Source organism: Mesorhizobium sp. M0615, assembly GCF_040320805.1.
GTDB lineage: Bacteria > Pseudomonadota > Alphaproteobacteria > Rhizobiales > Rhizobiaceae > Mesorhizobium.
In genome coordinates this window covers 109,822-133,058 of the sequence record NZ_JAMYQI010000003.1, presented here as the reverse complement: position 1 = coordinate 133,058, position 23,237 = coordinate 109,822, and the positions used below count along the sequence as shown (strand labels likewise).

The window sequence follows — 23,237 nt, the reverse complement described above, 5'->3', positions numbered from 1 at the left end:
CACCCATCGCCAAAATGAGGAGTTGCTAAAGGCCGCGCTAGAAGCCCCGTTGCAGCAGACCTGTACTTTTATGCATTGTGCGCTGCAAAATCCGGCCCGCCTGCACGGCCTCTGTCACATGAGTACCGATGGAGTGAGGAAGGCCGGTTTTCAGGCGCGCATCGTCATCCGCTGCTTCGACAGCTTGCGGTAGGATGACGGCGTCATCCGGTGCTTGCGCAGGAAGGCGCGGTTGAAGTTGGAGATGTTCATGTAGCCGACCTGGAAGCAGATGTCGGTGATCGGAATATCGGTGTCCGCCAGCAGCTTGCAGGCTTGCCAGAGCCGGAGCTTGGCGATGTGGTCGCTGAAACTGTTGCCGGTGTTTTTCTGGAAGAAGCGCGAAAACGTGCTTTCGCTCATCCCCGCCAGCTCCGCCGCCTCCGGCAGCTTCAGGTCCTCGGCGAAGTGCTGGAAGAGATAGGTCAGCGTGCGCTGGATGATGTCCAGCGAGGTTGCGTCGAGCGCGGGTGAGAAATCCGGCGAGGACAAAAGCTCGTATTCGTCTGTCCTGGCAAGCAAATCGACCAGTTCGAGGAAGAGGCAAAACCGGGCGAGCCCGTGCACCGTGCCCATCCGTTCCATCAGCGCGGCGCCTTCGAGCGCGGCGCGGCCATGGAAGACCATGCCGCGCAGCGATCGCTCCAGGAACGGTTCCAGTTCGCGCAGCTCCGGCAGGAGTCCCGCCGAGCCGCGCAGCCGCTGCGGATCGAATTGCAGCACGATGTCGCGTCCTTCGATCAGCTCGCCGGGTTGCACCGATGTCACCCAGTCATGCGGCAGCCCGCCGCCGACGATGCTCAGGTAGCCCGGCCCGAATTCGCCGATGTGATCGCCGACCAGCGCGACCCCGGAAGACTTCCTCAGGAGATGGATCTCGTATTCCGGATGAAAATTCCAGACATTGCGCTCCCAGGGATAGTCGTCGAGCCGCCACAGGAAACTGTCGCTCGCCTCGGTGACGATGTGCTCGAAAGCCGGCACCGTGCGAGGGATCGCGGCCGTGTTCTTTCTGCGCCTGAACGTCATGGTCGGTTCTCCGGGCGAGTTCGCAAGCAATCCGGCATCGGACAATCCGTAGCAGCCTGTCGCCGGCAAGTGAACGATGTCTGCCTCAGCGATTTCAACGCCGGCTCTCGATGATCTCGATGAAGCGGGCGAACAGCCCGGCCTGGGATTTGATGCCGAGTTTGCGATGGATGTTGCGGCGATGGACCTTCACCGTTCCCGGCACGATGCGCATGGCTCTTGCGATCGACTCGGTGGAATGCCCCTGCAGCACCAGATCGACGACATGCTTTTCGCGCGGGGTCAGCGACAGGCTTTCCCAAATGTGGGCGCGGTCGAACTCGTTGACGGCGGCGATCGTCTCGCCCTGCTCCGCTTCGTCCTGCTCCTCGGCCGCAAGTGCGGGCCAGCGCAACCGGGCGAAGTTGATGACCGCCGGCGCCATGTCGCGCAGCAGCCTGGCATCGGCGGTGCCGAAGGGACCCGAGGCGTGCAATCGCATCAGCGACAGCACCAGCGCATCCTTGCCGGGCAGCGGCACGAAGAAGCCGACCTCCTCGGCCAGCCTTGTCTGGCTATAGTAGGTGCGAAAATACTCGCTGGCATAGAAGCGGTCGGGCGCCAGTTCGCGCATGCGCCAGAACCCCTCCTTGCGCTCCACCGCCGCGTGATGAAATGGGTCGAGCAGATAAGGTCCTTCCTGATAGAGCGTGACGAAGACATGGCTCTCGTCAGGCGAGAAGGTTTCGAACAGCAGCGGCGGCCGCGAGGCGCCGCGGTAACCGAAGATCACGCAGTGGTCGAAGCCGACATGCTGGCTCAACCAGCCGACCATTGCCTTGCCGAACAGGTCGCCGCTCGTCTCCCGTGTCGCCGCGACAAGGGCTGCGAGCCGGCTGTATTCGTCGCTGCGGGACGCACTCAATCTATACCCCCTTAAACGAGAAAATAGATCAGATATACCACCAGCGAGGTATATACTAGACGCCATTGGCTCTGGTAGCGTCCTGGAATAGCCCTGTTGCTGGAGCCAGCACTTTGACCGCAGTGCCCGACATCGAGTTTCGCGGCGTCACCAAGCGCTATGGCGCTGTGACCGCCGTCAGCGGCATCGATCTGGCTGTGCCGCCCTCCGCCTTTGTCGCCCTTCTCGGACCGTCCGGCTGCGGCAAGACCACATGCCTGCGCATGATCGGCGGCTTCGAGCAGCCGAGCGAAGGCCAGGTGTTCATCCGTGGCCGGGACATGGCCGGAACGCCGCCCTATCGCCGGCCGGTCAACATGGTGTTCCAGCAATACGCGCTGTTTCCGCACCTCGATGTGGAAGCCAATGTGTCCTACGGGCTGCGCCAGGCACGGCCACGCCTGTCGTCGCAGGAAATCGGCCGGCGCGCCGGCGAGGCGCTCGAAATGGTGCGGCTCGCCGGCTATGGCCGCCGCAAGATCCACGAACTCTCCGGCGGCCAGCAGCAGCGCGTCGCGCTGGCGCGCGCACTGGTCAACAAGCCGGCGGTGCTGTTGCTCGACGAGCCGCTGGCGGCGCTCGACAAGAAACTGCGCACCGATATGCAGATCGAGTTGCAGAACCTGCAGCGCGAGATCGGCATCACCTTCGTGCTGGTCACCCACGACCAGGAGGAAGCGCTGTCGATGAGCGACTTCGTCTGCGTCATGAATGGCGGCCGCATCGTACAACTCGGCCAGCCGAGCGAGATCTATGACGAGCCGGCCGACCTGTTCGTCGCCGACTTCGTCGGAAAGACCAATCTGTTGAGCGGCAAGGTTGCCGGGCATACAGGCGATCTTGTCAATGTGGCGCTGGCGGACGGAACCGTCATTGCCGCGCGCAAACGAACCGCCTTGCAGCAGGGCGAGACCGTTTCTGTCAGCCTGCGTCCTGAATCGCTAAGCCTCGGCGCCACCAAAGGCAGCCCTTTCAAGGGCATCGTGCGCAACCGGATCTTCTTGGGCTCGACGGCGGAATACGCCGTCGAGGTGCAGGGCATCGGAACGCTGCTGGCCAAGGCCGACCATGTGATCGGCCATGGCAATCTCTTCAAGCCGGGTGAACCCGTCGCCATCGGCTTTGCCTCCGGGACGCCGCTGGCGTTTCCGGAGACCAAGAACAACGGGACCAACCAGAGGGTAGCAAAAAATGTCGAAATCATATCGTGACGGACTGCCGATTAGCTCTGAGAACTTCGTCGACCAGCTGATGCGCCTGAAGCGCGGCTCGATCGGCCGCCGCGATTTCCTCGGCCTCACCGGCCTGGGCATCGCAACCGCGGTGATGGCGCGCGAGCTCGGCATCATGCCGACGCCGGCCTTCGCCGCCGAAAACCTCGGCGACCGCATGTCGATCGCCACCTGGCCGAACTATCACGACCCGCAGACCTTCGAGAATTTCAAGAAGGACACCGGCGTCGCCGTCGAGGTCAACGTCTTCGGCTCCAATGAGGAGATGCTTGCCAAGCTGCAGGCCGGCGCCTCGGGCTGGAGCCTGTTCGTGCCAACCAACTACACGATCTCGACCTACAAGAAACTCGGCATCATCGATCCGCTCGACATGGCCAAGCTGCCGAATTTCGACGGCTCCCAAGAGGACCCGCGCTTCACCTCGGAAGGCACGATCGACGGCACGACCTACGCGGTGCCGAAGAACTGGGGCACCACGGGCTTTGCCGTCAACACCAAGAAGCTGGCCAAGCCGATGACCAGCTGGAAGGAATTCTGGGACGTCGCCATGGCTGAGGGTGATGGCCGCACCATGGTGCATGACTACCAGCTGACCACCATCGGCAACGCGCTGAAATATTACGGCTATTCCTTCAACTCGCTGAAGCAGGACGAACTCGCCAAGGCCGAGGAACTGCTGCTCAAGGTCAAGCCGCATCTGTTCGCGGTCTCTTCGGACTACCAGCCGGCCATGCGGGCGGGCGACGCCTGGATGACCATGTGCTGGACGAATGATGGCGCACAGCTGCATCGCGATATTCCAGAGATCGCCTATGTCTTGGGCAAGGAGGGCGGCGAAATCTGGACCGATTTCTACGCCATCCCGAAGGACGCGCCGAACAAGCCGGCCGGCTATGCCTTGCTCAATTATCTGATGACCCCGGAGGTTGCTGTGAAGGAGCATCTCGCCAATGGCGCGCCCTCGACCGACGCACGCGTCAACAAGCTGCTGCCCAAGGAAGTGCTCGACAATCCGATCCTCTATCCTGCGGCGGACCTGTTGACGCCGCTCGAGTTCGGCGCGGCGGCAACACTGACCGATCCCGGCCGGGCCGAGCTGATGGCGCGCTTCAAGTCGGCTTGAGGCTGGCCTGACGCAAACGGAAAACCGGCGGGCCTAGGTCCGCCGGCATCGGGGCGGTTTCCATGCACGGCAACAGATTTCGGCATAACATCCTGACAGCGCTGCTGCTCGCTCCGGCTACAGCGTGGCTGGTGGTGTTTCTGGTGTTGCCGTTCGTCGCCATTGCCGTGTTCAGCGTCGGCGAGCGGGCGCCGGAGGGCGGCTATCAGGCCGCCTTCACGCTGGCGCAATACGCCAATCTCCCGGCAAGGGCGACCGCCTTCTGGAACACGATGATGCTGGCGCCTGTGGGCGCGCTTGCCTGCCTGCTCGTCGCCTACCCGGTTGCCTACTATCTCGCCCTGAAGGCGCCGGAGCGCTGGCGGCTGATCCTGCTTGCGCTCGTCGTCATTCCGTTCTGGACCAGCCTTTTGATGCGCACCTATGCCTGGATGTACATTCTGGGCGGACGCGGCGTTCCCGCACTGCTGGCCTTTGTCGGCATCGAGGATGTCAGGCTGATCAACACGCCGGGCGCCGTGCTGCTCGGCATCGTCTATGGCTATTTGCCGCTCATGATCCTGCCGATCTATGTCAGTCTCGAGCGGCTCGACCGAAGGCTGCTGGAAGCCTCCGCCGATCTCGGCGCGACCCCGCTCTCAACCTTTCTGGGGGTGACGCTGAAGCTGTCGCTGCCGGGCGTCATGACCGGCTTCTCGCTGGTCATGATCCTGCTGCTTGGCGAATATCTCATCCCGACGCTGCTTGGCGGCGGCAAGGTGTTCTTCATCGGCAACGCGCTGGTCGACCTGTTCCTGCAGTCGCGCAACTGGCCGTTCGGCTCGGCCATCGCCGTCACGCTGGTGGCGGTTTCGGTGGTGGTGCTGATAGCCGCCAACCGCATCTCAACACGGGTGTCGGGCGCCCGCCGGGTGGATCTGATCTGATGCGCGCCTTCGTCACCGCCGTCTTCGCCTTCCTCTATCTGCCGATCGCGCTGGTCGTGCTGTTCTCCTTCAACGCCGGCCGCCATGCCAGCGAGTTCACCGGCTTTTCGGTGCAATGGTACGGCACGGCGCTGTCGAACCCGTTCCTCGTCGAGGCGCTGAAGAACAGCCTGTTCATCGCCACCACCAGCGCGCTTCTGGCGGCGGTGTGCGGCACGGCAGCGGCGCTCGGCCTGGCGCGGGTTGGGCTCAGAACCCGTGCCGTCTTCGACGCGCTGATGGGTGCCGCGATTGTCGTTCCCGGCGTCGTCATCGGCATCTCGACGCTCGTCGCGCTGGTCCAGTTGTTTGGCGTGCTCAATCCGTTCCTCGCCTCGATCTGGCCAAACGACCAGCCGCCGCGCCTGTCGCTCGGCTATGGATCGATCATCGCCGCCCATGGCCTGTTTTCGATGGCGCTGGTAACGATGATCGTCGGCACGCGTCTCGCCAGGCTCGACCGCAACCTGGTCGAGGCCTCGAGCGATCTCTACGCCACGCCGCTGACCACGTTCCGCTCGATCGTGCTGCCGCAGATCATGCCGGCGGTGATCGCCGGTTTCCTGCTCGCCTTCACCTTCTCCTTCGACGATTTCATCGTCGCCTTCTTCGTCGCCGGCGCGCAGACGACGCTGCCGATCTATGTCTTCGCCTCGATCCGGCGCGGCGTGACGCCGGAAATCAACGCCATCGCCACCATCGTGCTCGTCGCCTCGGTTCTTCTGGTGGTGCTTGCCCAATGGCAGCTGCGCCAGCGCCAGCCGTCAAACTGAACAAGCCATCCAGCTGAAAGACAAATTCATGATCCTTAGAGACCGCATCGCCGTGGTGACGGGCGCCGGTTCCGGCATCGGCCGCGCCGGCGCCATGATCATGGCCAGGGAAGGCGCTGTGGTGGTCATCGCCGACCGGGATAAGACCAGCGGCGAGACGACAGCGGCGGACATCCGGGCAGTGGGCGGGCAGGCCGAGGCCGTTGTCACCGACGTCTCTGACGACGCCGCGGTCGGGCAGCTCATCACCGGCACTCTCGGCAAGTATGGCCGCATCGACATTCTGCACAATCACGCCGGCATCCAGGTCGGCGGCACGCTGACCGAGGTCGAGGTCGATGGCATGGATGCGTCATGGCGCATCAATGTACGGGCGCAGTTTCTGGCCGCGCGGCTGGTCATGCCGGCAATGGTCGCGCAAGGCGGCGGCGTCATCCTCAACACGGCTTCGAATTCGGGCGTCTTCTACGACCGCGAGATGATCGCCTATGCCACGTCCAAACATGCCGTGGTGGCGATGACCAGGCAGATGTCGCTCGACTATGCCCGGCACAATGTGCGCGTCAACGCGCTCTGCCCCGGCTGGGTCGACACCCCCTTCAACGAGCCGTTCATCGCCCAAATGGGCGGCCGCGAGGCGATCGAGACCTATGTCCGCACCAAGATCCCGATGGGGCGCTGGGCGAGCGCCGAAGAGATCGCCGAAGCGATCCTGTTCCTCGTCTCCGACCGCTCATCCTTCATGACCGGCCAGGCGCTGGTGATCGACGGCGGCGAAAGCATCGGCTGATCCAAGGGCCGTCGGCAGGAATGGTTCCCGCCTCTGGCTCAATCGCCGGCTGCCCGTCCTCCCTTGCCTTCATGCCGCATTTCGTCCAATAGAACGACGCAAACGCTGCGAAACCGAAGGTTTTGCCGTTTGGAAGTGCGGCTTCCGGCCTCGTTGCCGACGCGCCGCAATCGGAAAGAGCAGGACAATGTCTGCGATCGAAGCCGGCGCTCGTGCGCCGGAAAATCTTTGGCGTCAGGAAATCAGGGCGACGCTGGCGCTGGCCTGGCCGATGGTGCTGACCAATCTCGGCCAGACCGCGATGACCGCCACCGACGTCATGATGATGGGGCGTTTGGGCGCGGACACGCTGGCCAGCGGCGCGCTCGGCGCCAACCTCTATTTCATGCCGCTGATCTTCGGCCTCGGCCTGATGCTGGCGACTTCGCCGATGATCGCCACCGAGCTTGGCCGCCGCCGCTATTCGGTGCGCGATTTGCGTCGCACCGTGCGCCAGGGACTGTGGCTGGCGATCCTGATCTCGATCCCGATCTGGATCGTGCTGTGGCATGGCGAGGCCATTCTGCTGGCCATGGGCCAGGAGCCGGCATTGGCGCGTCAGGCCGGCATCTATCTGCGCTGGCTCGAATGGGCGGTGCTGCCTTTCTACGGCTATATCGTGCTGCGTTCCTTCATCTCGGCGCTGGAGCGGCCGGGCTGGGCGCTGATCATCGTCTTCGTCGCCGTTGCCTGCAACGCCTTCTTCAACTGGGTGTTCATGTTCGGCAATCTCGGCGTCACCTCGATGGGCATTGCCGGCTCGGGGCTGGCGACCACCCTGTCGAGCACGCTGATGTTCTGCGGCCTGGCAGCCGTGGTGATGCTGGAGAAGAAGTTTCGCCGCTATCGCCTGTTCGGCCGCTTCTGGCGCTCCGACTGGCCGCGCTTCAAGGGTCTGCTGCGGCTCGGCATGCCGATCGCCGGCATCCTCGCCTTCGAGGTGACGATCTTCAATGCAGCAGCCCTGCTGATGGGCCTGATTGATGCGGATTCGCTGGCCGCGCACGCCATCGCCATCCAGATCGCCTCGATCTCCTTCATGGTGCCGCTCGGTCTCAACCAGGCCGTCACCGTGCGCGTCGGCCTGGCCCACGGCGCCGGCAATCCGGCCGGCGTTTCGCGCGCCGGCTGGACCGCCTTCGTCATCGGCGTCTCGTCCATGGCGCTGATGGCGCTGGTGATGGTGCTGTGGCCGCATCTGTTGATCAGCGCCTTCATCGACATGACCGATCCGGCGAACGCCAGGGTGATCGCGCTGGCCGTGTCGTTCCTGGCCTTTGCCGCGCTGTTTCAGATCTTCGACGGTGCGCAAGCCGTTGCCGCCGGCATGCTGCGCGGCCTGCACGACACCAAGGTGCCGATGATCTATGCCGCGATCGGCTATTGGGGCATCGGCCTGCCGCTCGGTGTGCTGCTCGCCTTCCATTTCGGCTTGCACGGCGTCGGCATCTGGATCGGCCTGGCGTCAGGTCTGGCCGTGGTGGCGGTGCTGCTCCTGGCCCGCTGGCTCAGGCGGGATCGCATCGCGCCGCCACTCGTCTTCAGCCATTGACGGCACACCAAGCGGTCCGCCCGCTGCCCGAAGCAGTCACTGCAGAGCAGATGTCTGGGGTCGCCTTTTGGGCCGCGAGCGGCCGAACGCTTCGGGCGTGGGATCTTCAAAAGCGGACTCTCAGTTCGACGCGAGCATCGTTGCGAGTGAACGATCCCAGACTCTCGCTGCTTTTCAGAACCGGGTAGAACGCTCTGCCGGTTGGGGCGACTTCAAGCCGTGGCAAGAGCATTCCGGATTGGCCGGAAGTCGCGCCGCGGTCTCCAGCGCAACCCGCGAGGCTGTCATAGAGAGGCTTGGCAGCACGTGCTCCTGCAGCAATTTCTCGCGCTCGCGGTCCATATAGTCGTTGAAGCCGGCCGTGACGAACGCCAGGGGCACGAAACAGGCGCCGATCTCGCGCGATAAGGTGGCCTCAGGGGCGATCGAGTGGTTGAGCACGTCCGCTCCCATGCTTCGATACGCCAGAGCTTCGGCGGGAGTTGTCAGTCGCGGCCCGTAGCAGTGGGCAGCCACCAGCTGCTGCTCGATGCCATGGACGCGGCATCCGGCTGGCCAATGGCGCCGGGCGGTCTCGGCCAACAATGCCGCACATCTTGGACATACGATCTGCTTGCCCGAGCAGTCGAAGCTCTGGCGGCCAGGCAGAAGTGAAAACGGGGTCTGCGACAGTTCGATGATATCGGCGTTTACGACTATGTCGCCGGGCTGGATCGCCTTGTTGACGGCGCCAACAGTCGAGCAGGCCAGCACTTGCCTTACACCCGCTTTCATCAAGACCCAGAACGCGCGGCGATGACAGGAATGGTCGATATGGTCTCGGGGATTGCCGTGCGAATACATGCACAGGGCACGTTTCGTTTTGCCCTCGACGGTAATAGATGCATCGAATTCGAGCAGTTTCCAATTGTCGCTGGGACCGAAAGGGGTTTCGAAACTCATGTCTCGTTGCAAGGTGCGGACGCCATCGACTTCGACATCTTCCGGAAAGGCGAGACCCCAATTCGCCGAGCCGGTGATGATCGCCAACCCCACCTGGGGTATGTCCGTTGAATGATCCGCCAGATCGTCGGCTGCATGATGATTGTTGGGCATGTTTCCAATCTCGGTCAGGATTTTTGGCGAAGGGTCACGACGAGGACAACGACCACGACGATGACGGTCCACAAGGTCGAAATCGCCGCAATGGTCGGGTCGATCTGATCGCGCAGCGACAGGAACATGAGCTTCGGCAGCGTGCTGTTTTGACCACTCGCGACGAAGATCGAAATGACGGATTCATCGAGCGAGGTCAGGAAGGCCATCAGCGTGGCCGACAACAGACTTATCCGAAGTTGGGGGACAATTATTCCGCCAATGGCTCTTGCCCAGTTTGCGCCCAGGCTGCGCGCCGCCTGAACCTGGTTCCAGTCAAAGCGGGCCAAGGCGGGCAACAACACAATGCAGGCGACCGGAATGGCCAGCACCACATGTCCGACCAGGACACCGAACAGCGTTCCGACCAGACGTTGGGCCGCCAGAACAAAGAAGAGACCAATCGCGAGCAGGATTCCCGGCACGATAGAAGGGGTTAGCAGAATACCCTGAATGGCAATGGCGGCCTTTCCGCCGAGCCGATTTATCGAAATGCAGGCCAGCAGCCCCAGGGGCACTGCGATCATCGCCGTCAATGTGCCAAGGATCAGGCTCGTCCTGAGTGCGGCCATCCATGCCGCCGAACCGAAGAAAGCCTCGTACCAGCGCAACGAGTATGCGCGCGGCGGGAACTCCAAAAGATTGGACGCCGAAAAAGAGAGCGGCACGACGACGAGCGTCGGCAGCATCAGGAACGCCATAACGAGCGCGCAAAAGCTCCACAGGAGGATGCGGGCCAGCCTGCTATCTGGATAGGCTTCAAGCATGGGCTGTGCCGATGCTGCGTCCGGCAATCAGCCGCCGCGCAGCCAGGAACATCACCCCCACCAACGCCATTAGTACGAGGAGCAGGATGCCCAGGACGCTCGCCGAGCCCCAATCCTGGAAGGTCGATAGCGTGCGCTCGATCCGGGTGGAAAGAGGGTTTACCTTGCCGCCGCCAAGCACCGCGGGCGTGATGAAGAACCCTATGGTGTAAATGAAGACGATGATCGAACCCGAGAAGATGCCGCCGGCCGAAAGCGGCAGAATGACCGTGCGGATCGTTTGTCCGAGCGTGGCGCCCATGCTCGCCGACGCGCGAACGAGGTTTGCATCGATATCGCGCATCGCCGCATAAACGGGCAGCAGGAAGAGCGGCAGCATGTAGTGAACCATGCCGATGAGCGTTCCCGTTAAGTTGTAGACCAGCGGCAAGGGCTCAGCTGTCAGGCCTGAACCGGTCAAAGCCGCGTTGATCAGGCCATCGCGTCGCAACAGAACGAGCCAGCCATAGGTGCGCACCAGAATGGAGGTCCACAACGGCAGCATGACGAAGGCCATCAGCAAATTGGCCACCCTTGGTCTGGTGCTGGCCAGGGCGAGCGCCAAGGGGGTACCGAGTAGAATGCAGATCGCCAGCGTGCCCACGGACAGCTCAAGGGTGGTGACGAGTGCCGACCATGTCAGTCCGCTCGAAAGCACTTTCTCGTAGTTGCCGACGGTGTATTCACCCGCTGTGGTGAGGAAGGATTGGCGGATAATCCAGACGATGGGCAGGATCGCCGCCAGCCCAACGATCAAAAGCGCGGGCACTGAAAGCGACAGGAAGAACCGCCGCTCGCGTCGTGCGTCTGCCGCGAGCGCAGGATCGGCGATGACGGTCACGCTCCTGCTCCCGGTATCGCGTGAACTTTCGCTGCCGGTGCATATGCGGTCACTCGCTGACCGGTCGCAAGCTCGCCGCAGCCGCTGGCCATCGCCGCCGGAACGCAGACAAGAATCTCTTGCCCGCCGTCAAGCGCCAGCGTCAAAAGCCAGTTCTCGCCGCGAAACGCCTTGGCGCGCAGCGTTCCCTCGAGCGCCACCCCGTCTCGCCCGACGAGCTTCGCATCAAGATGGAAACTTTCGGCGCGGATCATCAGAGCTTCGCTTGATGCATCGGCGCCGTCTATTCTGCGCACCGCGCCCGGGGCCACAATGTTGGCCTCACCCATGAACTCAGCGACAAAGCGGGTCGATGGACGATCATAAATCCGCTGTGGCGTGTCGATCTGCTGAATACGGCCGGAATTCATCACCGCGACCCGGTCTGACATGATCAGTGCTTCGCGCTGGTCATGCGTCACATAAATCGTGGTGATCCCCAGATCATCGTGCAGACGCCGGATCTCGTACTGCATGGTTTCGCGCAAATTCTTGTCGAGCGCCGACAACGGCTCGTCCATCAGCATCACGCGCGGCTCGAAGACGATCGCCCGCGCTAACGCAACCCGCTGGCGCTGGCCGCCGGACAATGCGGCAATGTTGCGCTCCGCCAAACCTTCGAGCTTCACGCGGTCCAAAGTGTCGAGCGCCCGCTGGCGGGCGTCGGCTTTCGGTACCTTGCGCAGCACCAGCGGATACTCAACATTTGCCAGAACGTTCATGTGGGGAAACAGGGCGTAGTTCTGGAAGACTATGCCGATGTTGCGCCTGTTCGGGGCCAGGCGGGTAATGTCGCGATCGCCCAACAGAAGTCTACCGGAATCCGGCCGGACAAAGCCGGCCAGAGCCATGAGCAGCGTGGTCTTGCCCGATCCCGATGGCCCCAGCAGCGTGAGGAATTCGCCAGCCCGAATGTCGAGCGAGACATCGTCCAGCGCGACGTAAGATCCATAGGTCTTGCGCACGCTGTCGATGGTGATCGGGAGCGACTTCATCATGTGCTCAAGCCTTAGAGCTGAGACTCAGCGGGCCATCATCTCATCGAAGGCTTTTTGGGCAGCCTCGCCATTCCTGACCCACCATTCTGAATTCGAAAACACCGAAGTGCCGGCATTTTCAGGCGCGGTCGCCAGCGTCTTGAGACGGTCCTCGGGGATAAGGCCACCCTCATAGCCAGCAGGATTGACTGGGCCATAGGCTATGAAGTCGGTCAGCTTCGCCACGCGCGCGGGCTGTGTCATCGCTGCGATGAGCTTCATAGCTGCTTCCTTGTTCGGCGCCCCTTTCGGCACCGCAAGACAGTCGGTGCCAATGACGGAACCCTTGAACGTGTAGTCGGCCGCGCCGCCATCTGCTTTTACGGTTTGGGCCCGCCCGTTCCAGGTAACGACCAAATCCGCCTCACCATCTTTCAGCAACTGCGCCGACTGCGCTCCCGAGGTCCACCAAACGGCGACATTCGGCTTGAGTGCTTCGAGCCGCTTGATAGCGCGATCCAGACCCTCTGGCGTGCTGAGAACGGGATAGACGTCCGCCGGTGCTACGCCATCGGAGAGCAGCGCGATCTCGATCGAGTCCTGGGCATTGGCACGCAGCGCACGACGGCCGGGGAATTTGGCAACGTCCCAGAACTCCGCCCATGTCTTCGGCGGGTTTTCGCCATAGGTCTTGGTGTTCCACGACAAGACGGTGCCATAGGAGTCGAATGGATAGCAGTAGTCGGACTTTGCGCCGTCCGGCACGGCCTTTGGGTCGATGATCGTGTAGTCGAGCGGCTCCAGCAGCGACTGTGCGGCGGCCTGCGCGCCCTCCGGTGAGCCCAGGTGAATGACGTCGGTTGTGACCGCGCCCGAGGTAACCTGCATCTTCAGGGCGGCCAAGCCGTCGCTGAGGGTCTCCTCGCCGACATCATAGCCAAGCTCTTTTGCAGCGGGGCCCCACATGGCTTCCTTCATGGCGTTGCCATAATCGCCGCCCGCGGTCGTGATGGTGACTGATTGGGCATAGACCGGCACGGCGGCCGAGAATGCGAATGCCGCCAAGGAAATGCGTAACCAAGACATAGGTTCTCCTCCCTAGAACTTGTTGAGACGCGCTAAAAATGGCCAATTCTTGCCAATCGTAACGTTACGATTGCATCCAATTGCAGGAGAGTCAAGCTGCTTTAGCGAGAGCTTGGATTGACCGTGAGGTGGAATTCGGTCACGTAGTGGAAGTCAGCAAATCAGCCGGCGCTTTCGCAAATGAGGTCGGGCGACATGACCAACCTGAAACAGATCGCGGCGGAACTTTCCCTTTCGGTGACCACGGTATCCCGCGCGCTGAAGGATGGGCGGGAGGTTCATCCCGCCACCATCGCTCGCGTCAAGGAAGTGGCGCAGCGGGTCGGCTATGTGCCAAATCATCATGGCTTCGCGCTCAAAACTGGCCGCACGCTGACGATGACAGCAATCTACCCGATGGAAACACAAGATCATCTGTCCGATCTGTTGAAGCTTCCGTTAATCGAAGGCATGACGCTGGCGGCACGGCAAGCGGGTTATAGTCTATCCATCTACTCCACCACGCCCGATGATGACCCCATCGAGAGTGTGCAGCGACAGCTTCAGGCGGGCAGCACAGACGGACTGATTATCACGCGCATGGTCTCGGGTGATCCACGCGTTAAGCTATTGCTGGATAGAGGCATGCCATTCGTCGCGTTTGGAAGAACTGACCTGGATACAGCATATCCTTATGTCGACATCGACAATGAACAGATTGCCTACGAGGCGACCCGGCGGCTCGTGGACAAGGGCTGCCGACGCATTGCGCTGCAACTTCTCGTTCCGGGCGACCAGGCGAGTGCCATGCGTCTTTCCGGGTATGGAAGGGCAATGGCCGAGGCTGGTATTCCGATCGACCAGTCGCTGATCGGTCATGGAATGTTCACCATGGAATCGAGCGCAGCCTGGTTCGATCGCATGCTGGCCTGGTCAGATCCGCCGACGGGCTTGGCTTGCGCCAACGAACTGGGCCTTTTGGGGGCACTACACGCTCTTGGCAGAAGAGGTCTCGCGCCAGGGAGTGACATCCACATTGTCACTCGGGACAGCACGCGGCTGTCACGTTTCTTGCCTGCGAAGATCGGCGTTCATTTCGTGGACATAGCGGGTGTCGGACGCAAACTTGTCGAAGTCCTGGAGAGCCGGATCGTCAATCCCCTCGGGCCGGTGGAGACGGTCTTGTTCAAAGGTGAGTTCGACCCTGGCGAATAGTCGGGCGAAGAAGTCAGTTGTCCGCTTTCGAGGAGCACTTAGGTTCACCCCTGAGTCCGAGATGAGGCGCGAAGCTGCCGCCTGCGCGAGTGCATAGGGTGCACTCAGCACCTTCATGGCATTGGTGGTCTGAGCAGCGATCGAGGGGTGCTGTACTGGTGCTGTTACTTAGAATGATTGCGCTCAGCTCCCGTCGGACGACATCGCGCCGAGCAATCTGCGAATATCGCCGAACCTGGCGATCGAGCCGAACACCAGTGCCGCCACCGCGACGAAGAACACCGACACCGAAGCCATGGTCGGCGTGTAGCCATAGCGCAGCGCGTTGAAGATCTTGATCGGCAGCGTCTCGGTGGTGAAGCCGATCGTCATGTAGGCGACGATGTATTCGTTGAGCGACAAGACGAAGGCGAAGGCGTAGCCCGAGACGAGGTAGGGCAGGATCAGCGGCAGCACCACGGTCTTCAGCACCGTGCGGTCGTCGGCGCCCATGGTGGCGGCGGCCTCTACCAGCGAGCGGTCGATCGAGGCAAAGCCCAGCGACAGCGTCACCAGCGGCAGCGTCACGAAGAAGATGGCGTGGCTGATGATGGCGGTGAAGAACTGGCCGAACAGCCCGACCGTCGCCCAGAAGCTGAGAAAGCCGAGCGCGGTGATGACCGGCGGCAGGATGAAGGGGGCAAGCCCCAGCACCTGGAAAATGTTTGCCCAGGGCGCGATGCGCCGCCACAGGAACCAGGCCAGCGGCAGCGCAACAGCAACCGCAATTGCCGCCGAGCAAACGGCCAGCGTCACCGAATGGATCAGCGCCAGCCGCCATTCCGGGTCGGTGAAGATCTGGGCGTACCAGGCGAGCGAGAAGCCGACCGGCGGGAAGCTGAGTTCCTGCCGCGAGTTGACCGAAACCCCGGCCACCACGATCAGCGGCGCCGCCAGGAACAAAGCGACGATGGTGAAATAGACACGGCGCAGCAAGGTCGCGGTCATAGTGCATTCTCGCGGCGTCCGACGAGCAGCGTCAGTCCGACCAGCGCCAGCGAGATCAGCACCAGGAACACCGCCATTGCGGCTGCGAACGGCATGTTGGACTGGTAGATCGCCTGGTCGGTGATCAGCACGGACAGCGTCCAGTGTTGCGGCCGTCCGAGAATCTGCGGCAGCAGGTAGGAGCCGAGCGCAAACACGAAGACCATGATCAGCGTCGCCACGATGGTGTTGCGCAGCGCCGGCGCGACGACGTTGAAGAAGGCGCGGATAGGCGAGGCGCCGAGCGTGCGCGCGGCCTCTAACAGAGTCGGATCGAGGCGGACCAAAGCGGGGTAAAGCACCAGGATCGTATAGGGCAGCGCCTGGTAAACCATGCCGGTCAGCACCGCGCCGAAGGTCGGCAGCAGCGCCACCGGCTTGTCCATCAGCCCGATCGCCACGAACAGATTGGTGATGCCCGCCGTGCGCGAAAACAGCGTCGACCAGGCAAAGCCGATAATGACTTCCGACAGCGACAGCACCGACAACAGGCCGACCAGCCATAGCGTCTGCACGCGGCGCGGCCGGCGGGTCAGGAGGTAGGTGAAGGGGAAGGCGATGGCCACGCAGCAGACGGCGACCAGCACCGCCAGCATCAGTGAAAAGCCGAGCACGCCGCCGAAGAATACCGACAGGAAGCGGGCGTAATTGTCGAACACGAAATCCGGCGTGTAAAAACCAGACGGGTTGCGCTTGAAGAAGCTGACCGCGATCATCGTCGAGAACGGCACGACGAAGAAGACGACCAGCATCAGCGCCGGAAAGAACAGCGGCGTGTAGTCGGCTATCGACTTCGGGGCTTCGCGTCTCATGCGCCGAGCACCACGCAGCTTGCCGGCGGCAATGTTACGCCGACCTTGGCGCCGACCGGCACGTCATGCCGCTCGCGCGGCGTCGTCACCGCAATGATGCTGGTGCCGCCGACGTCGACGAAGGTCTCGATGGTGCCGCCGAGATCGCGCACGAAACTCACCTCGCCGGTGATGGCCGAGCCGCCGGGGCTGCCGAGATGCACATCCTCCGGGCGAACCGAAACAGACGCTTTGGTCTGACCCGCCGGCATGGCAAGGCCCGGAATGGCAGTGCCCAGAATGGTGGTGCGCCCGGTGCTGTCGATCTCGGCCGGCAGCAGATTGGTGATGCCGATGAAGTCGGCGACGAAGGCGTCGGCCGGCTTGCGGTAGATCTCGATGGGCGGCGCCGCCTGCAGGATCCTACCGTGGCCCATGACGACGACCAGGTCGGCCATGGTCATGGCTTCGCGCTGGTCGTGGGTGACGACGATGGTGGTGATGCCCAACCGCTGCTGCAGCTGCCGCAGTTCCACCTGCATGGCCTCGCGCAGTTTGGCGTCGAGCGCCGACAGCGGCTCGTCGAGCAGGAACAGCTTTGGTGACAGCGCCAGTGCCCGGGCGATCGCCACGCGCTGGCGCTGGCCGCCCGACAGTTTGGCCACCGGGCGGTCGGCAAAGCCGGTCAGATGGATCAGGCCCAGCAACTCGTCGACGCGTTTCTTCTGCTCCTCCTTCGAGGCGCCGCGAATGCGCAGCGCATAGGCGATGTTGTCGCCGACAGAGAGATGCGGAAACAGCGCCAGCGACTGGAACACCATGCCGAGATTGCGCTTGTGCGTCGGCAGCGGGGTGATGTCCTCGCCGTCGAGCACGATGGCGCCGCTGGTCGGCTCCTCCAGCCCGGCGATCATGCGCAGCAGCGTGGTCTTGCCGCAGCCCGACGGGCCGAGCAGGCACACGAACGTGCCGTGCGGCACGTTGAGCTGCACATTGTCGACGGCGGCGAAGTTGCCGAATTTTTTGGTGACGGCGTTGATGTCTAGTCCGGACATGCTCATCCCTCTCAGGCTGTGCGCTGGAGCAATTCCAGGAAAAGTGTGTAACGGTTTTCCGTCCGGAATTGCTTACAAACAAGAAAGTTGGAGTAGGTCGCCGTTTCCATGAAACGGTGAACTGCTCTAACGGGCCGCCGGAAGAGGTCCGGCGGCCGATCAGTTTTTAAGCGGATCGAACGGCTCAGCCGACGATGAGCTCGGTCCACTTCTGGTTGATCCAGTCGGCCTTCGACGTATAGAGGTCGTAGCGCGGAATGATCGGATCGATATCCGACGACACCGCGGCGAACTCTTCCGGCTTGAGATCAAGCACCTCCTTCTTCAGCGTCGGCGTGGTGCCGACCTTGCGCGACATCAGGCCCTGCATTGACGGCTGGCTCATATAGTCGATGAATGCATGTGCCTCGTCGACCTTGGTCGAGGCGCGCGACAGCACCCAATTGCCGGAGTCCTGGATGCCGCCTTCCTTCGGGAAGGTCGAGCGGAGATGGAAGCCGTCGGCGACCGCGAGGCCGGTGACGTCGTGATAATACTGGCCCATCGGGATCTCGCCCGACTTCAGCGCCTGCTCGAACTGCGCCTCGTCGCGATACCACAGCCGGACATTCGGCTTGAGCTCGGCGAGCTTTTCGAACGCCTTGTTCAGTCCGTCCTCGGTGTCGAGCGCATTGGTGCCGCCCATGAAGGTCTTGGCCGTCACTTCGAGCAGGAACGAGTTCGAGGCAAGCGCCAGCAGGCCGAGCTTGTCCTCATTGGCCTTGTCCCACAGCGTCTCCCATGAGGTCGGCGCATCCTTGTAGACATCGGTGTTGGAGACCAGCGTGATCCACCAGGCGACGGCGCCGATGCCGGCGACCCGGCCATCCGGATATTTGTTGACGAAGCGCGGCAAGAGGTCGTTGTAGTGCTTGAACTTCGACGTATCGAGCGGCGTCCACAATTCGGTCGACTGGCCCTTCAGCGTCGAGGTCTGCGACATCATCGAAAGGTCGGCCGGCGCCTGGCCGGCCTTGGACGCTTGTTCGAGCTGCACCAGCCAGGCTTCGCCGGTCGGCTCGGCGACCGATTCCACTGCAATGCCGGTGGCCTTGGTGAAATCGGGGAAGACGTGCTCGTCGAAGGATTTCTTGAAATAGCCGCCATAGACGCCGACCTTCAGCGACTTGTCCTGCGCGCGCAGGATCGACGGCATGGCGAGCACGCCGGCTGTAGCGAGGCCCGCACCAAGCACGCCGCGCCGTGTCAGGGATTTTCCAATCAGTCTGTTCATCTGGTTTCTCCTCAGTTGATGCCGTTCTATTCCGGCAGGTTCCCTTCACGCACTGTCGCCGCCTGGCGTCAGTGGGCCGCCGCTCGTTGTTCGAGCGTACGGGCGTATTGCGTCAGTGGAAAGCACATGACGAAGAAGATCAGCGCCACCAGCCCGTAGACCTTGAACGGTTCGAAGGTGGCGTTGTTGATGGCGTTGGAGGTTCTGACCAGCTCCTCGAAGCCGATGATCGAGGTCAGCGCCGTCGACTTGATCAACTGCACCAGGAAGCCGACGATCGGCGCCCTTGTGATCGAGAACGCCTGCGGCAGGATGATCAGCCTGAGCTCCTGCAGGCGGTGCAGGCCAAGGCTGGCGCCGGCATCCCACTGTCCCAGCGGCAGCGCATCGACGCCGCTGCGCCAGATCTCGGCCAGATAGGCGCTGGCGAAGAAGGTCAGGCCGAGCACCGCTGCCGTCCATGGCTCGATGCGCAGGCCGAGCATCGGCAGGCCGAAGAACATCAGGAACAGCTGCATCAACAGCGGCGTTCCCTGGAACAGGGCGATGTAGCCGGAAGCGACCCGCTGGCTCCATTTATTCTCTGCGATCCTGAAGAACAGCACGATCAGCCCGACCAGCGCCCCGCCGACGAAGGCGGCCAGTGACAACAGCACCGTCCAGCGGGCGGCGAGCAGCAGATTGCGAACGATGTCCCAGAGGGTGAATTCGATCATGTGACACCTGCCCCCAACACGCGGCGCCCGCCTGTGACCAGCAGCCGGCGCAAGGCCATGGACAGGACGAGGTAGACCAGGGTCACGACGAAATAGGTTTCGAAGGACCGGAAGGTGCGGGCTTGCAGCATGTCGGCCTCATAGGTCAGCTCGCGCACGGCGATCTGCGACACCACGGCCGATTCCAGCATCATGATGACGATCTGGCTGGTCAGCGCCGGATAGATCACCTTGAGCGCCTGCGGCAGCACGATCTTGACAAACACCTGGCGTGGCCGAAGCCCGAGTGCCAAGGCGGCTTCCGTCTGTCCGCCGGGCACGGCATCGAGACCGGCGCCGACGATTTCAATGGTGTAGGCCGCCATGTTGAGCGTCATTGCCAACATGGCTGCCAGGATCGGATCGAGCCTTATGCCGAGGCTGGGCAGTCCGAAGAAGATGAAGAACAGCTGCACCAGGAACGGCGTGTTGCGCATCACCTCGACATACACCGCGATGGCGCGCTTCACGAATACCGGGCCGTTGCGCCGGCCGGCAGCGCCCAGGATGCTGAGCAGCGTGCCCACGAGCGTGGTCACGACGATCAACAGGATCGTCGTGGCCGCGCCGCGCGCGATGTCGCCCACAGCACCTGGGAGCCAGGCAAAAGCCACGAGAACTCAATCCTTGAGGTTGTCGGGATTGAGCGGCGTCTTCAGCCAGACCTTCGAGCTCTCGTCGAGCTTGCCGTTGGCCAGCATCTTGGCAACCGCATCATTGACCGCCGTCTTCAGCCGGTCCTCTTTCTTGTTGAGGCCGATATGCGAAGGCGAGGTCAGAAGCTGGAACTTCTGCTCCGGCTTCAGCGCGTCCTGCTTGGCCAGCACCTGCGCGCCGACATCATTGCCGACCACCATCAGCTGCGTCTGGCCGGAGATGAAGGCCTGGATGACGGAGTTGTAGTTGTCGAAGCGCTTGATGTCGGCCGATGCCGGCGCCGCTTCGGTCAACGACGTATCCTCGAGCGTGCCGCGATTGACGGCGATCGACTTGTCGGCGAGATCTTCCTTGCCTTTGATCGAAAGCGCTGCCGGACCGATGACGGCGATGTAGTAGGGCGCATAGGCGGCGGCGAAATCGATCACCTCCTCGCGCTCCTTGGAATAGCCGACGCTCATCAGGATATCGACGCGCTTGTCGGTGAGATACGGGATGCGGTTCTGGCCGGTGACGCTGACCAGATTGAGCTTCACCTTGAGTGAATCGGCGATCGCCTGCGCGACGTCGACGTCGTAACCCTTGATGCTCATATCGGCGCTGGCCGAGGAGAAGGGCGGAAAGTCGGAGAAGATGCCGACATTGATGGCGCCGGCCTTGGTGATGTCGTCGACGGCATCGGCATGGGCCTGGGAGGCGAAGCCGAGGCCGGCGAGCATCAGCGCGGCGGCGATGGTTGATTTCATTTGGATTGTCATTGGTATTCCCCTTCTGGAAGCTTGTTTGTTTTAGAAACGGCCGCCGGCTCCAGCGCGGCGGCCGCCTTTGCGTGTGAAATCCGTCAGGCCCCCTTGCCGGTGATCGCCGGGCTGAACACCATCAGGCTCAGGATCTCGAACAGGACCTGGGCGCCGACATGGGCGGTGTTGGTGGTCGCGTCATATTGCGGCGCCACCTCGACGACATCGCCGCCGACAATGTTGAGACCTTTCAAGCCGCGCAGCAGTTCGAGCACCTCGCGCGTCGTCAGGCCGCCTATTTCCGGCGTGCCGGTACCCGGCGCGAAGGCCGGATCGACACTGTCGACGTCGAAGGAAATGTAGGTCGGGCCGTCGCCGACTATTCTGCGCGCCTTCTCGATGATGGCCGGAATGCCGAGACCCGTCACCTCTTCGGCATGCACGACCGTCATGCCGGATTCATAGGTGAACTCCCACAGATACTCCGCCGAGCCGCGGATGCCGATCTGGATGGTGCGGGTCGGGTCGAGCACGCCGTCCAGCACCGCGTTGCGGAACGGTCCGCCATGATGGAACTTGGTCATGTCGAACAGCCCGCTTGTGTCGCAATGAGCGTCGATGTGGATCATGCCGACCGGCGCCTTTTTGCCGACCGCCTTCAGGATCGGATGGCTGATCGAGTGGTCGCCTCCGACCGAGAGCGGCAGCACGCCGGCATCGACGATCTGGTTGGTGCGGCGCTCGATATCCTCGTGGCTGATCTCCAGCCGGTAACGGCTGCGGAACGGCGTATCGCCGATGTCGGCGACGCGAAGCTCATGCGTCGGCGCGCATTCCAGCACATGATTGTAAGGGCCGATGCGCTCGATGGCGCGCAGCGCCCTGGGTCCAAAGCGCGAGCCGGGCCGGTTGGTGACGCCGAGATCCATCGGCACGCCGATGATCGCCACCTGCAAATCGCCGAAATCCGGATTGTCGGCAGCGATTTCACGGTAGGGCGCGGCGAGGAAGGTGGGGATGCCGGCATAGGGCGCCAGCCTTGTGCCGCTCTTGGAGAAGATCTTGTCGGCGACCTTGCGGAACTTCGGGTCGAACATCTCGCCGCCATGGCTCTCGCCATACTTGCGGCGCAAGGCTTCCAGCTTGCCTCTATCATAACCCATGTCGGTCTCCTCCTGCGGGCTGATGCATGCGGCCGTGGCGACATCTGCGAACTGACCATCATCCGGCCGGGTCGCTGTCCCGCTGGCTGCCTGTAGATTTCACGTCATTGATGCTGTTGACCTGCCAAAGTGTCCGGCAGCCGCATTGAAAAATCAATTGATATTGTTACGGTGCTGATTGTGAGAAAATCTCACAGAGTATCCGGTTGCTCATGGCCAAGCGTCTGCCCCCCTTGAATCCCTTGCGCGCCTTCGAGGCGACGGCGCGGCATGCCTCGCTGACCAAGGCGGCGAGTGAGCTCAACGTCACCCACGGCGCAATCAGCCACCAGATCAAGGCGCTCGAGCAATCACTCGGCGTAAAACTGTTCGAACGCACCGGACAGCGGGTAAAGCTCACCCCGCACGGCGCCGAATTGCTGCCGGCGGTCTCGACCGCCTTCGACGGCATCGCCGCCGCCACCCAGCGCATGACCAGGCCAGCCAGCGCTGGTACGCTGTCGGTCTCCTGCGTGCCGGCGCTGCTGCTTCTGTGGATGACGCCGCGGCTCGGCAGCTTCATGGCGCAATATCCTGATATCAGGTTGACGCTGATCCCGTCCAACGACCCCAAGGACATCCGCGCCCCACAGGTCGATGTCTGCGTGCTCTATGGCGACGGCAGCTGGACCGATTGCTGGATGCGCAAATGGTCGGGCCTCGAACTGTTCCCGGTGGTCAGTCCGACGCTGATCAACAACCGGCCGCTCCGCATCTGCCGGGATCTTGCTGGCCATGTCATCCTGCATGGCGATGATGGCCGCGAATGGCACACCTGGCTGGCCGCCGCCGATGGGCTCGACCTCGAACGTGGCCGCCGTCACCATCTCGGCGACGCCCGCACGGCGATCGAAGCCGCGGTGCATGGCCACGGCGTCGCGCTCGGCGATTCCGTCACCGCCAGCATGCTGCTCGCCAGGGGCCTGCTGGTGGCGCCGTTCAGCCTGTCGGTGCCGGCGGTCGACGATTTCTATGTGGTCTGCCGCAACGAGATGCGTTCAGCGCCGATCGTACAGCTGTTCGTCGACTGGCTGTTCGCCGAAAAGGAACAGGCCGACAGCCGCGCCGACGCGCCGGTGGCCGGCCGCATCGGCAGCCGCCGGAAGCGTCCGGCGCTGCGGGTGGTGGGCGCCAAGAGTTGAGGCTGGACCGGAGCGACTGCTTTTTGTCGGGCCA

At 62.7% G+C, this 23,237-nt stretch carries 23 protein-coding genes; 8 read left to right on the top strand and 15 right to left on the bottom strand.

What is annotated here, in order from left to right:
• Positions 1-150: 150 nt before the first annotated feature.
• Positions 151-1,068 carry an AraC family transcriptional regulator gene (locus NKI46_RS05730; RefSeq protein ID WP_352745266.1) on the bottom strand — a complete coding sequence of 306 codons (918 nt, stop codon included), beginning with the start codon at positions 1,066-1,068 and terminating at the stop codon, positions 151-153.
• 94 nt (positions 1,069-1,162) lie between these two features.
• Positions 1,163-1,972, bottom strand: a complete 810-nt coding sequence (locus tag NKI46_RS05725) for a helix-turn-helix transcriptional regulator (RefSeq protein ID WP_352626438.1) — start codon at positions 1,970-1,972, stop codon at positions 1,163-1,165.
• A 113-nt stretch (positions 1,973-2,085) separates the two neighbouring features.
• Here NKI46_RS05725 and NKI46_RS05720 point away from each other — a divergent pair, with 113 nt between their 5' ends.
• From NKI46_RS05720 to NKI46_RS05695, 6 genes are all read left to right on the top strand, one after another.
• Entirely contained in the window at positions 2,086-3,222 is a 1,137-nt protein-coding gene (locus tag NKI46_RS05720) for an ABC transporter ATP-binding protein (protein WP_023714536.1), read from the top strand.
• Complete coding sequence (locus NKI46_RS05715) at positions 3,203-4,366, top strand: ABC transporter substrate-binding protein (protein ID WP_352745262.1); 1,164 nt, start codon at positions 3,203-3,205, stop codon at positions 4,364-4,366. Before NKI46_RS05720 ends, NKI46_RS05715 begins: the two co-directional genes overlap by 20 nt.
• Before the next feature lie 62 nt (positions 4,367-4,428).
• A complete protein-coding gene (locus NKI46_RS05710; protein WP_352745259.1) occupies positions 4,429-5,292 on the top strand; it encodes an ABC transporter permease in 864 nt (287 codons plus the stop codon).
• Complete coding sequence (locus NKI46_RS05705; RefSeq protein WP_352745256.1) at positions 5,292-6,104, top strand: ABC transporter permease; 813 nt, start codon at positions 5,292-5,294, stop codon at positions 6,102-6,104. The genes NKI46_RS05710 and NKI46_RS05705 overlap by 1 nt, the downstream gene beginning before the upstream one ends.
• Positions 6,105-6,132: 28 nt before the next feature.
• Complete coding sequence (locus NKI46_RS05700; protein WP_352671038.1) at positions 6,133-6,894, top strand: SDR family NAD(P)-dependent oxidoreductase; 762 nt, start codon at positions 6,133-6,135, stop codon at positions 6,892-6,894.
• A gap of 187 nt (positions 6,895-7,081) precedes the next feature.
• Entirely contained in the window at positions 7,082-8,485 is a 1,404-nt protein-coding gene (locus tag NKI46_RS05695; RefSeq protein WP_352745254.1) for an MATE family efflux transporter, read from the top strand.
• Between the two features lie 174 nt (positions 8,486-8,659).
• On the opposite strand, the gene NKI46_RS05690 is transcribed toward NKI46_RS05695, so the two are convergent.
• Genes NKI46_RS05690 through NKI46_RS05670 form a run of 5 tightly spaced genes read right to left on the bottom strand, consistent with a single transcriptional unit; the run spans position 8,660 to position 13,368 of the window.
• Positions 8,660-9,580, bottom strand: coding sequence for a phosphorylase family protein (locus NKI46_RS05690; RefSeq protein ID WP_352745252.1), 921 nt, complete (start codon positions 9,578-9,580; stop codon positions 8,660-8,662).
• A 14-nt stretch (positions 9,581-9,594) separates the two neighbouring features.
• Positions 9,595-10,386, bottom strand: coding sequence for an ABC transporter permease (locus tag NKI46_RS05685; RefSeq protein WP_023739704.1), 792 nt, complete (start codon positions 10,384-10,386; stop codon positions 9,595-9,597).
• Positions 10,379-11,266, bottom strand: coding sequence for an ABC transporter permease (locus NKI46_RS05680; protein WP_023703702.1), 888 nt, complete (start codon positions 11,264-11,266; stop codon positions 10,379-10,381). Before NKI46_RS05680 ends, NKI46_RS05685 begins: the two co-directional genes overlap by 8 nt.
• A complete protein-coding gene (locus tag NKI46_RS05675; protein ID WP_023700444.1) occupies positions 11,263-12,300 on the bottom strand; it encodes an ABC transporter ATP-binding protein in 1,038 nt (345 codons plus the stop codon). The genes NKI46_RS05680 and NKI46_RS05675 overlap by 4 nt, the downstream gene beginning before the upstream one ends.
• Before the next feature lie 27 nt (positions 12,301-12,327).
• A complete protein-coding gene (locus NKI46_RS05670) occupies positions 12,328-13,368 on the bottom strand; it encodes an ABC transporter substrate-binding protein (protein ID WP_023815996.1) in 1,041 nt (346 codons plus the stop codon).
• Between the two features lie 195 nt (positions 13,369-13,563).
• On the opposite strand from NKI46_RS05670, the gene NKI46_RS05665 reads away from it, so the two are divergent.
• Positions 13,564-14,562 carry a LacI family DNA-binding transcriptional regulator gene (locus tag NKI46_RS05665; protein ID WP_352745248.1) on the top strand — a complete coding sequence of 333 codons (999 nt, stop codon included), beginning with the start codon at positions 13,564-13,566 and terminating at the stop codon, positions 14,560-14,562.
• Positions 14,563-14,745: 183 nt separating this feature from the next.
• On the opposite strand, the gene NKI46_RS05660 is transcribed toward NKI46_RS05665, so the two are convergent.
• From NKI46_RS05660 to speB, 8 genes are all read right to left on the bottom strand, one after another.
• The gene (locus NKI46_RS05660; RefSeq protein WP_023671272.1) at positions 14,746-15,549 is read right to left on the bottom strand and encodes an ABC transporter permease; all 804 of its coding nucleotides are present in this window, start codon (positions 15,547-15,549) and stop codon (positions 14,746-14,748) included.
• Positions 15,546-16,400: an ABC transporter permease gene (locus NKI46_RS05655; protein WP_023711357.1), complete on the bottom strand. Its 855-nt coding sequence runs from the start codon at positions 16,398-16,400 to the stop codon at positions 15,546-15,548. The genes NKI46_RS05660 and NKI46_RS05655 overlap by 4 nt, the downstream gene beginning before the upstream one ends.
• The gene (locus NKI46_RS05650; protein WP_023671274.1) at positions 16,397-17,434 is read right to left on the bottom strand and encodes an ABC transporter ATP-binding protein; all 1,038 of its coding nucleotides are present in this window, start codon (positions 17,432-17,434) and stop codon (positions 16,397-16,399) included. Before NKI46_RS05650 ends, NKI46_RS05655 begins: the two co-directional genes overlap by 4 nt.
• Before the next feature lie 184 nt (positions 17,435-17,618).
• Entirely contained in the window at positions 17,619-18,707 is a 1,089-nt protein-coding gene (locus NKI46_RS05645; protein ID WP_502896799.1) for an ABC transporter substrate-binding protein, read from the bottom strand.
• Positions 18,708-18,775: 68 nt separating this feature from the next.
• Complete coding sequence (locus NKI46_RS05640; RefSeq protein WP_023711356.1) at positions 18,776-19,423, bottom strand: amino acid ABC transporter permease; 648 nt, start codon at positions 19,421-19,423, stop codon at positions 18,776-18,778.
• Positions 19,420-20,076 carry an amino acid ABC transporter permease gene (locus NKI46_RS05635; RefSeq protein WP_023683571.1) on the bottom strand — a complete coding sequence of 219 codons (657 nt, stop codon included), beginning with the start codon at positions 20,074-20,076 and terminating at the stop codon, positions 19,420-19,422. The genes NKI46_RS05640 and NKI46_RS05635 overlap by 4 nt, the downstream gene beginning before the upstream one ends.
• Before the next feature lie 6 nt (positions 20,077-20,082).
• Positions 20,083-20,877, bottom strand: a complete 795-nt coding sequence (locus NKI46_RS05630; protein WP_352745245.1) for a transporter substrate-binding domain-containing protein — start codon at positions 20,875-20,877, stop codon at positions 20,083-20,085.
• 83 nt (positions 20,878-20,960) lie between these two features.
• Entirely contained in the window at positions 20,961-22,022 is a 1,062-nt protein-coding gene (gene speB, locus NKI46_RS05625; protein WP_023700439.1) for an agmatinase, read from the bottom strand.
• Between the two features lie 212 nt (positions 22,023-22,234).
• Here speB and gcvA point away from each other — a divergent pair, with 212 nt between their 5' ends.
• Entirely contained in the window at positions 22,235-23,203 is a 969-nt protein-coding gene (gcvA, locus tag NKI46_RS05620; protein ID WP_023671280.1) for a transcriptional regulator GcvA, read from the top strand.
• Positions 23,204-23,237: the final 34 nt, after the last annotated feature.

Excerpts from the sequence above, each read along its gene's own strand:
- NKI46_RS05700 (WP_352671038.1), top strand. The coding sequence starts at position 6,133 with ATGATCCTTAGAGACCGCATCGCCGTGGTGACGGGCGCCGGTTCCGGC.
- NKI46_RS05690 (WP_352745252.1), bottom strand. The coding sequence starts at position 9,580 with ATGCCCAACAATCATCATGCAGCCGACGATCTGGCGGATCATTCAACG.
- NKI46_RS05655 (WP_023711357.1), bottom strand. The coding sequence starts at position 16,400 with ATGAGACGCGAAGCCCCGAAGTCGATAGCCGACTACACGCCGCTGTTC.
- speB (WP_023700439.1), bottom strand. The coding sequence starts at position 22,022 with ATGGGTTATGATAGAGGCAAGCTGGAAGCCTTGCGCCGCAAGTATGGC.
- NKI46_RS05650 (WP_023671274.1), bottom strand. The coding sequence starts at position 17,434 with ATGTCCGGACTAGACATCAACGCCGTCACCAAAAAATTCGGCAACTTC.
- gcvA (WP_023671280.1), top strand. The coding sequence starts at position 22,235 with ATGGCCAAGCGTCTGCCCCCCTTGAATCCCTTGCGCGCCTTCGAGGCG.
- NKI46_RS05645 (WP_502896799.1), bottom strand. The coding sequence starts at position 18,707 with ATGAACAGACTGATTGGAAAATCCCTGACACGGCGCGGCGTGCTTGGT.
- NKI46_RS05640 (WP_023711356.1), bottom strand. The coding sequence starts at position 19,423 with ATGATCGAATTCACCCTCTGGGACATCGTTCGCAATCTGCTGCTCGCC.
- NKI46_RS05665 (WP_352745248.1), top strand. The coding sequence starts at position 13,564 with ATGACCAACCTGAAACAGATCGCGGCGGAACTTTCCCTTTCGGTGACC.
- NKI46_RS05660 (WP_023671272.1), bottom strand. The coding sequence starts at position 15,549 with ATGACCGCGACCTTGCTGCGCCGTGTCTATTTCACCATCGTCGCTTTG.
- NKI46_RS05710 (WP_352745259.1), top strand. The coding sequence starts at position 4,429 with ATGCACGGCAACAGATTTCGGCATAACATCCTGACAGCGCTGCTGCTC.
- NKI46_RS05705 (WP_352745256.1), top strand. The coding sequence starts at position 5,292 with ATGCGCGCCTTCGTCACCGCCGTCTTCGCCTTCCTCTATCTGCCGATC.
- NKI46_RS05670 (WP_023815996.1), bottom strand. The coding sequence starts at position 13,368 with ATGTCTTGGTTACGCATTTCCTTGGCGGCATTCGCATTCTCGGCCGCC.
- NKI46_RS05730 (WP_352745266.1), bottom strand. The coding sequence starts at position 1,068 with ATGACGTTCAGGCGCAGAAAGAACACGGCCGCGATCCCTCGCACGGTG.
- NKI46_RS05685 (WP_023739704.1), bottom strand. The coding sequence starts at position 10,386 with ATGCTTGAAGCCTATCCAGATAGCAGGCTGGCCCGCATCCTCCTGTGG.
- NKI46_RS05675 (WP_023700444.1), bottom strand. The coding sequence starts at position 12,300 with ATGAAGTCGCTCCCGATCACCATCGACAGCGTGCGCAAGACCTATGGA.
- NKI46_RS05715 (WP_352745262.1), top strand. The coding sequence starts at position 3,203 with ATGTCGAAATCATATCGTGACGGACTGCCGATTAGCTCTGAGAACTTC.
- NKI46_RS05630 (WP_352745245.1), bottom strand. The coding sequence starts at position 20,877 with ATGACAATCCAAATGAAATCAACCATCGCCGCCGCGCTGATGCTCGCC.
- NKI46_RS05695 (WP_352745254.1), top strand. The coding sequence starts at position 7,082 with ATGTCTGCGATCGAAGCCGGCGCTCGTGCGCCGGAAAATCTTTGGCGT.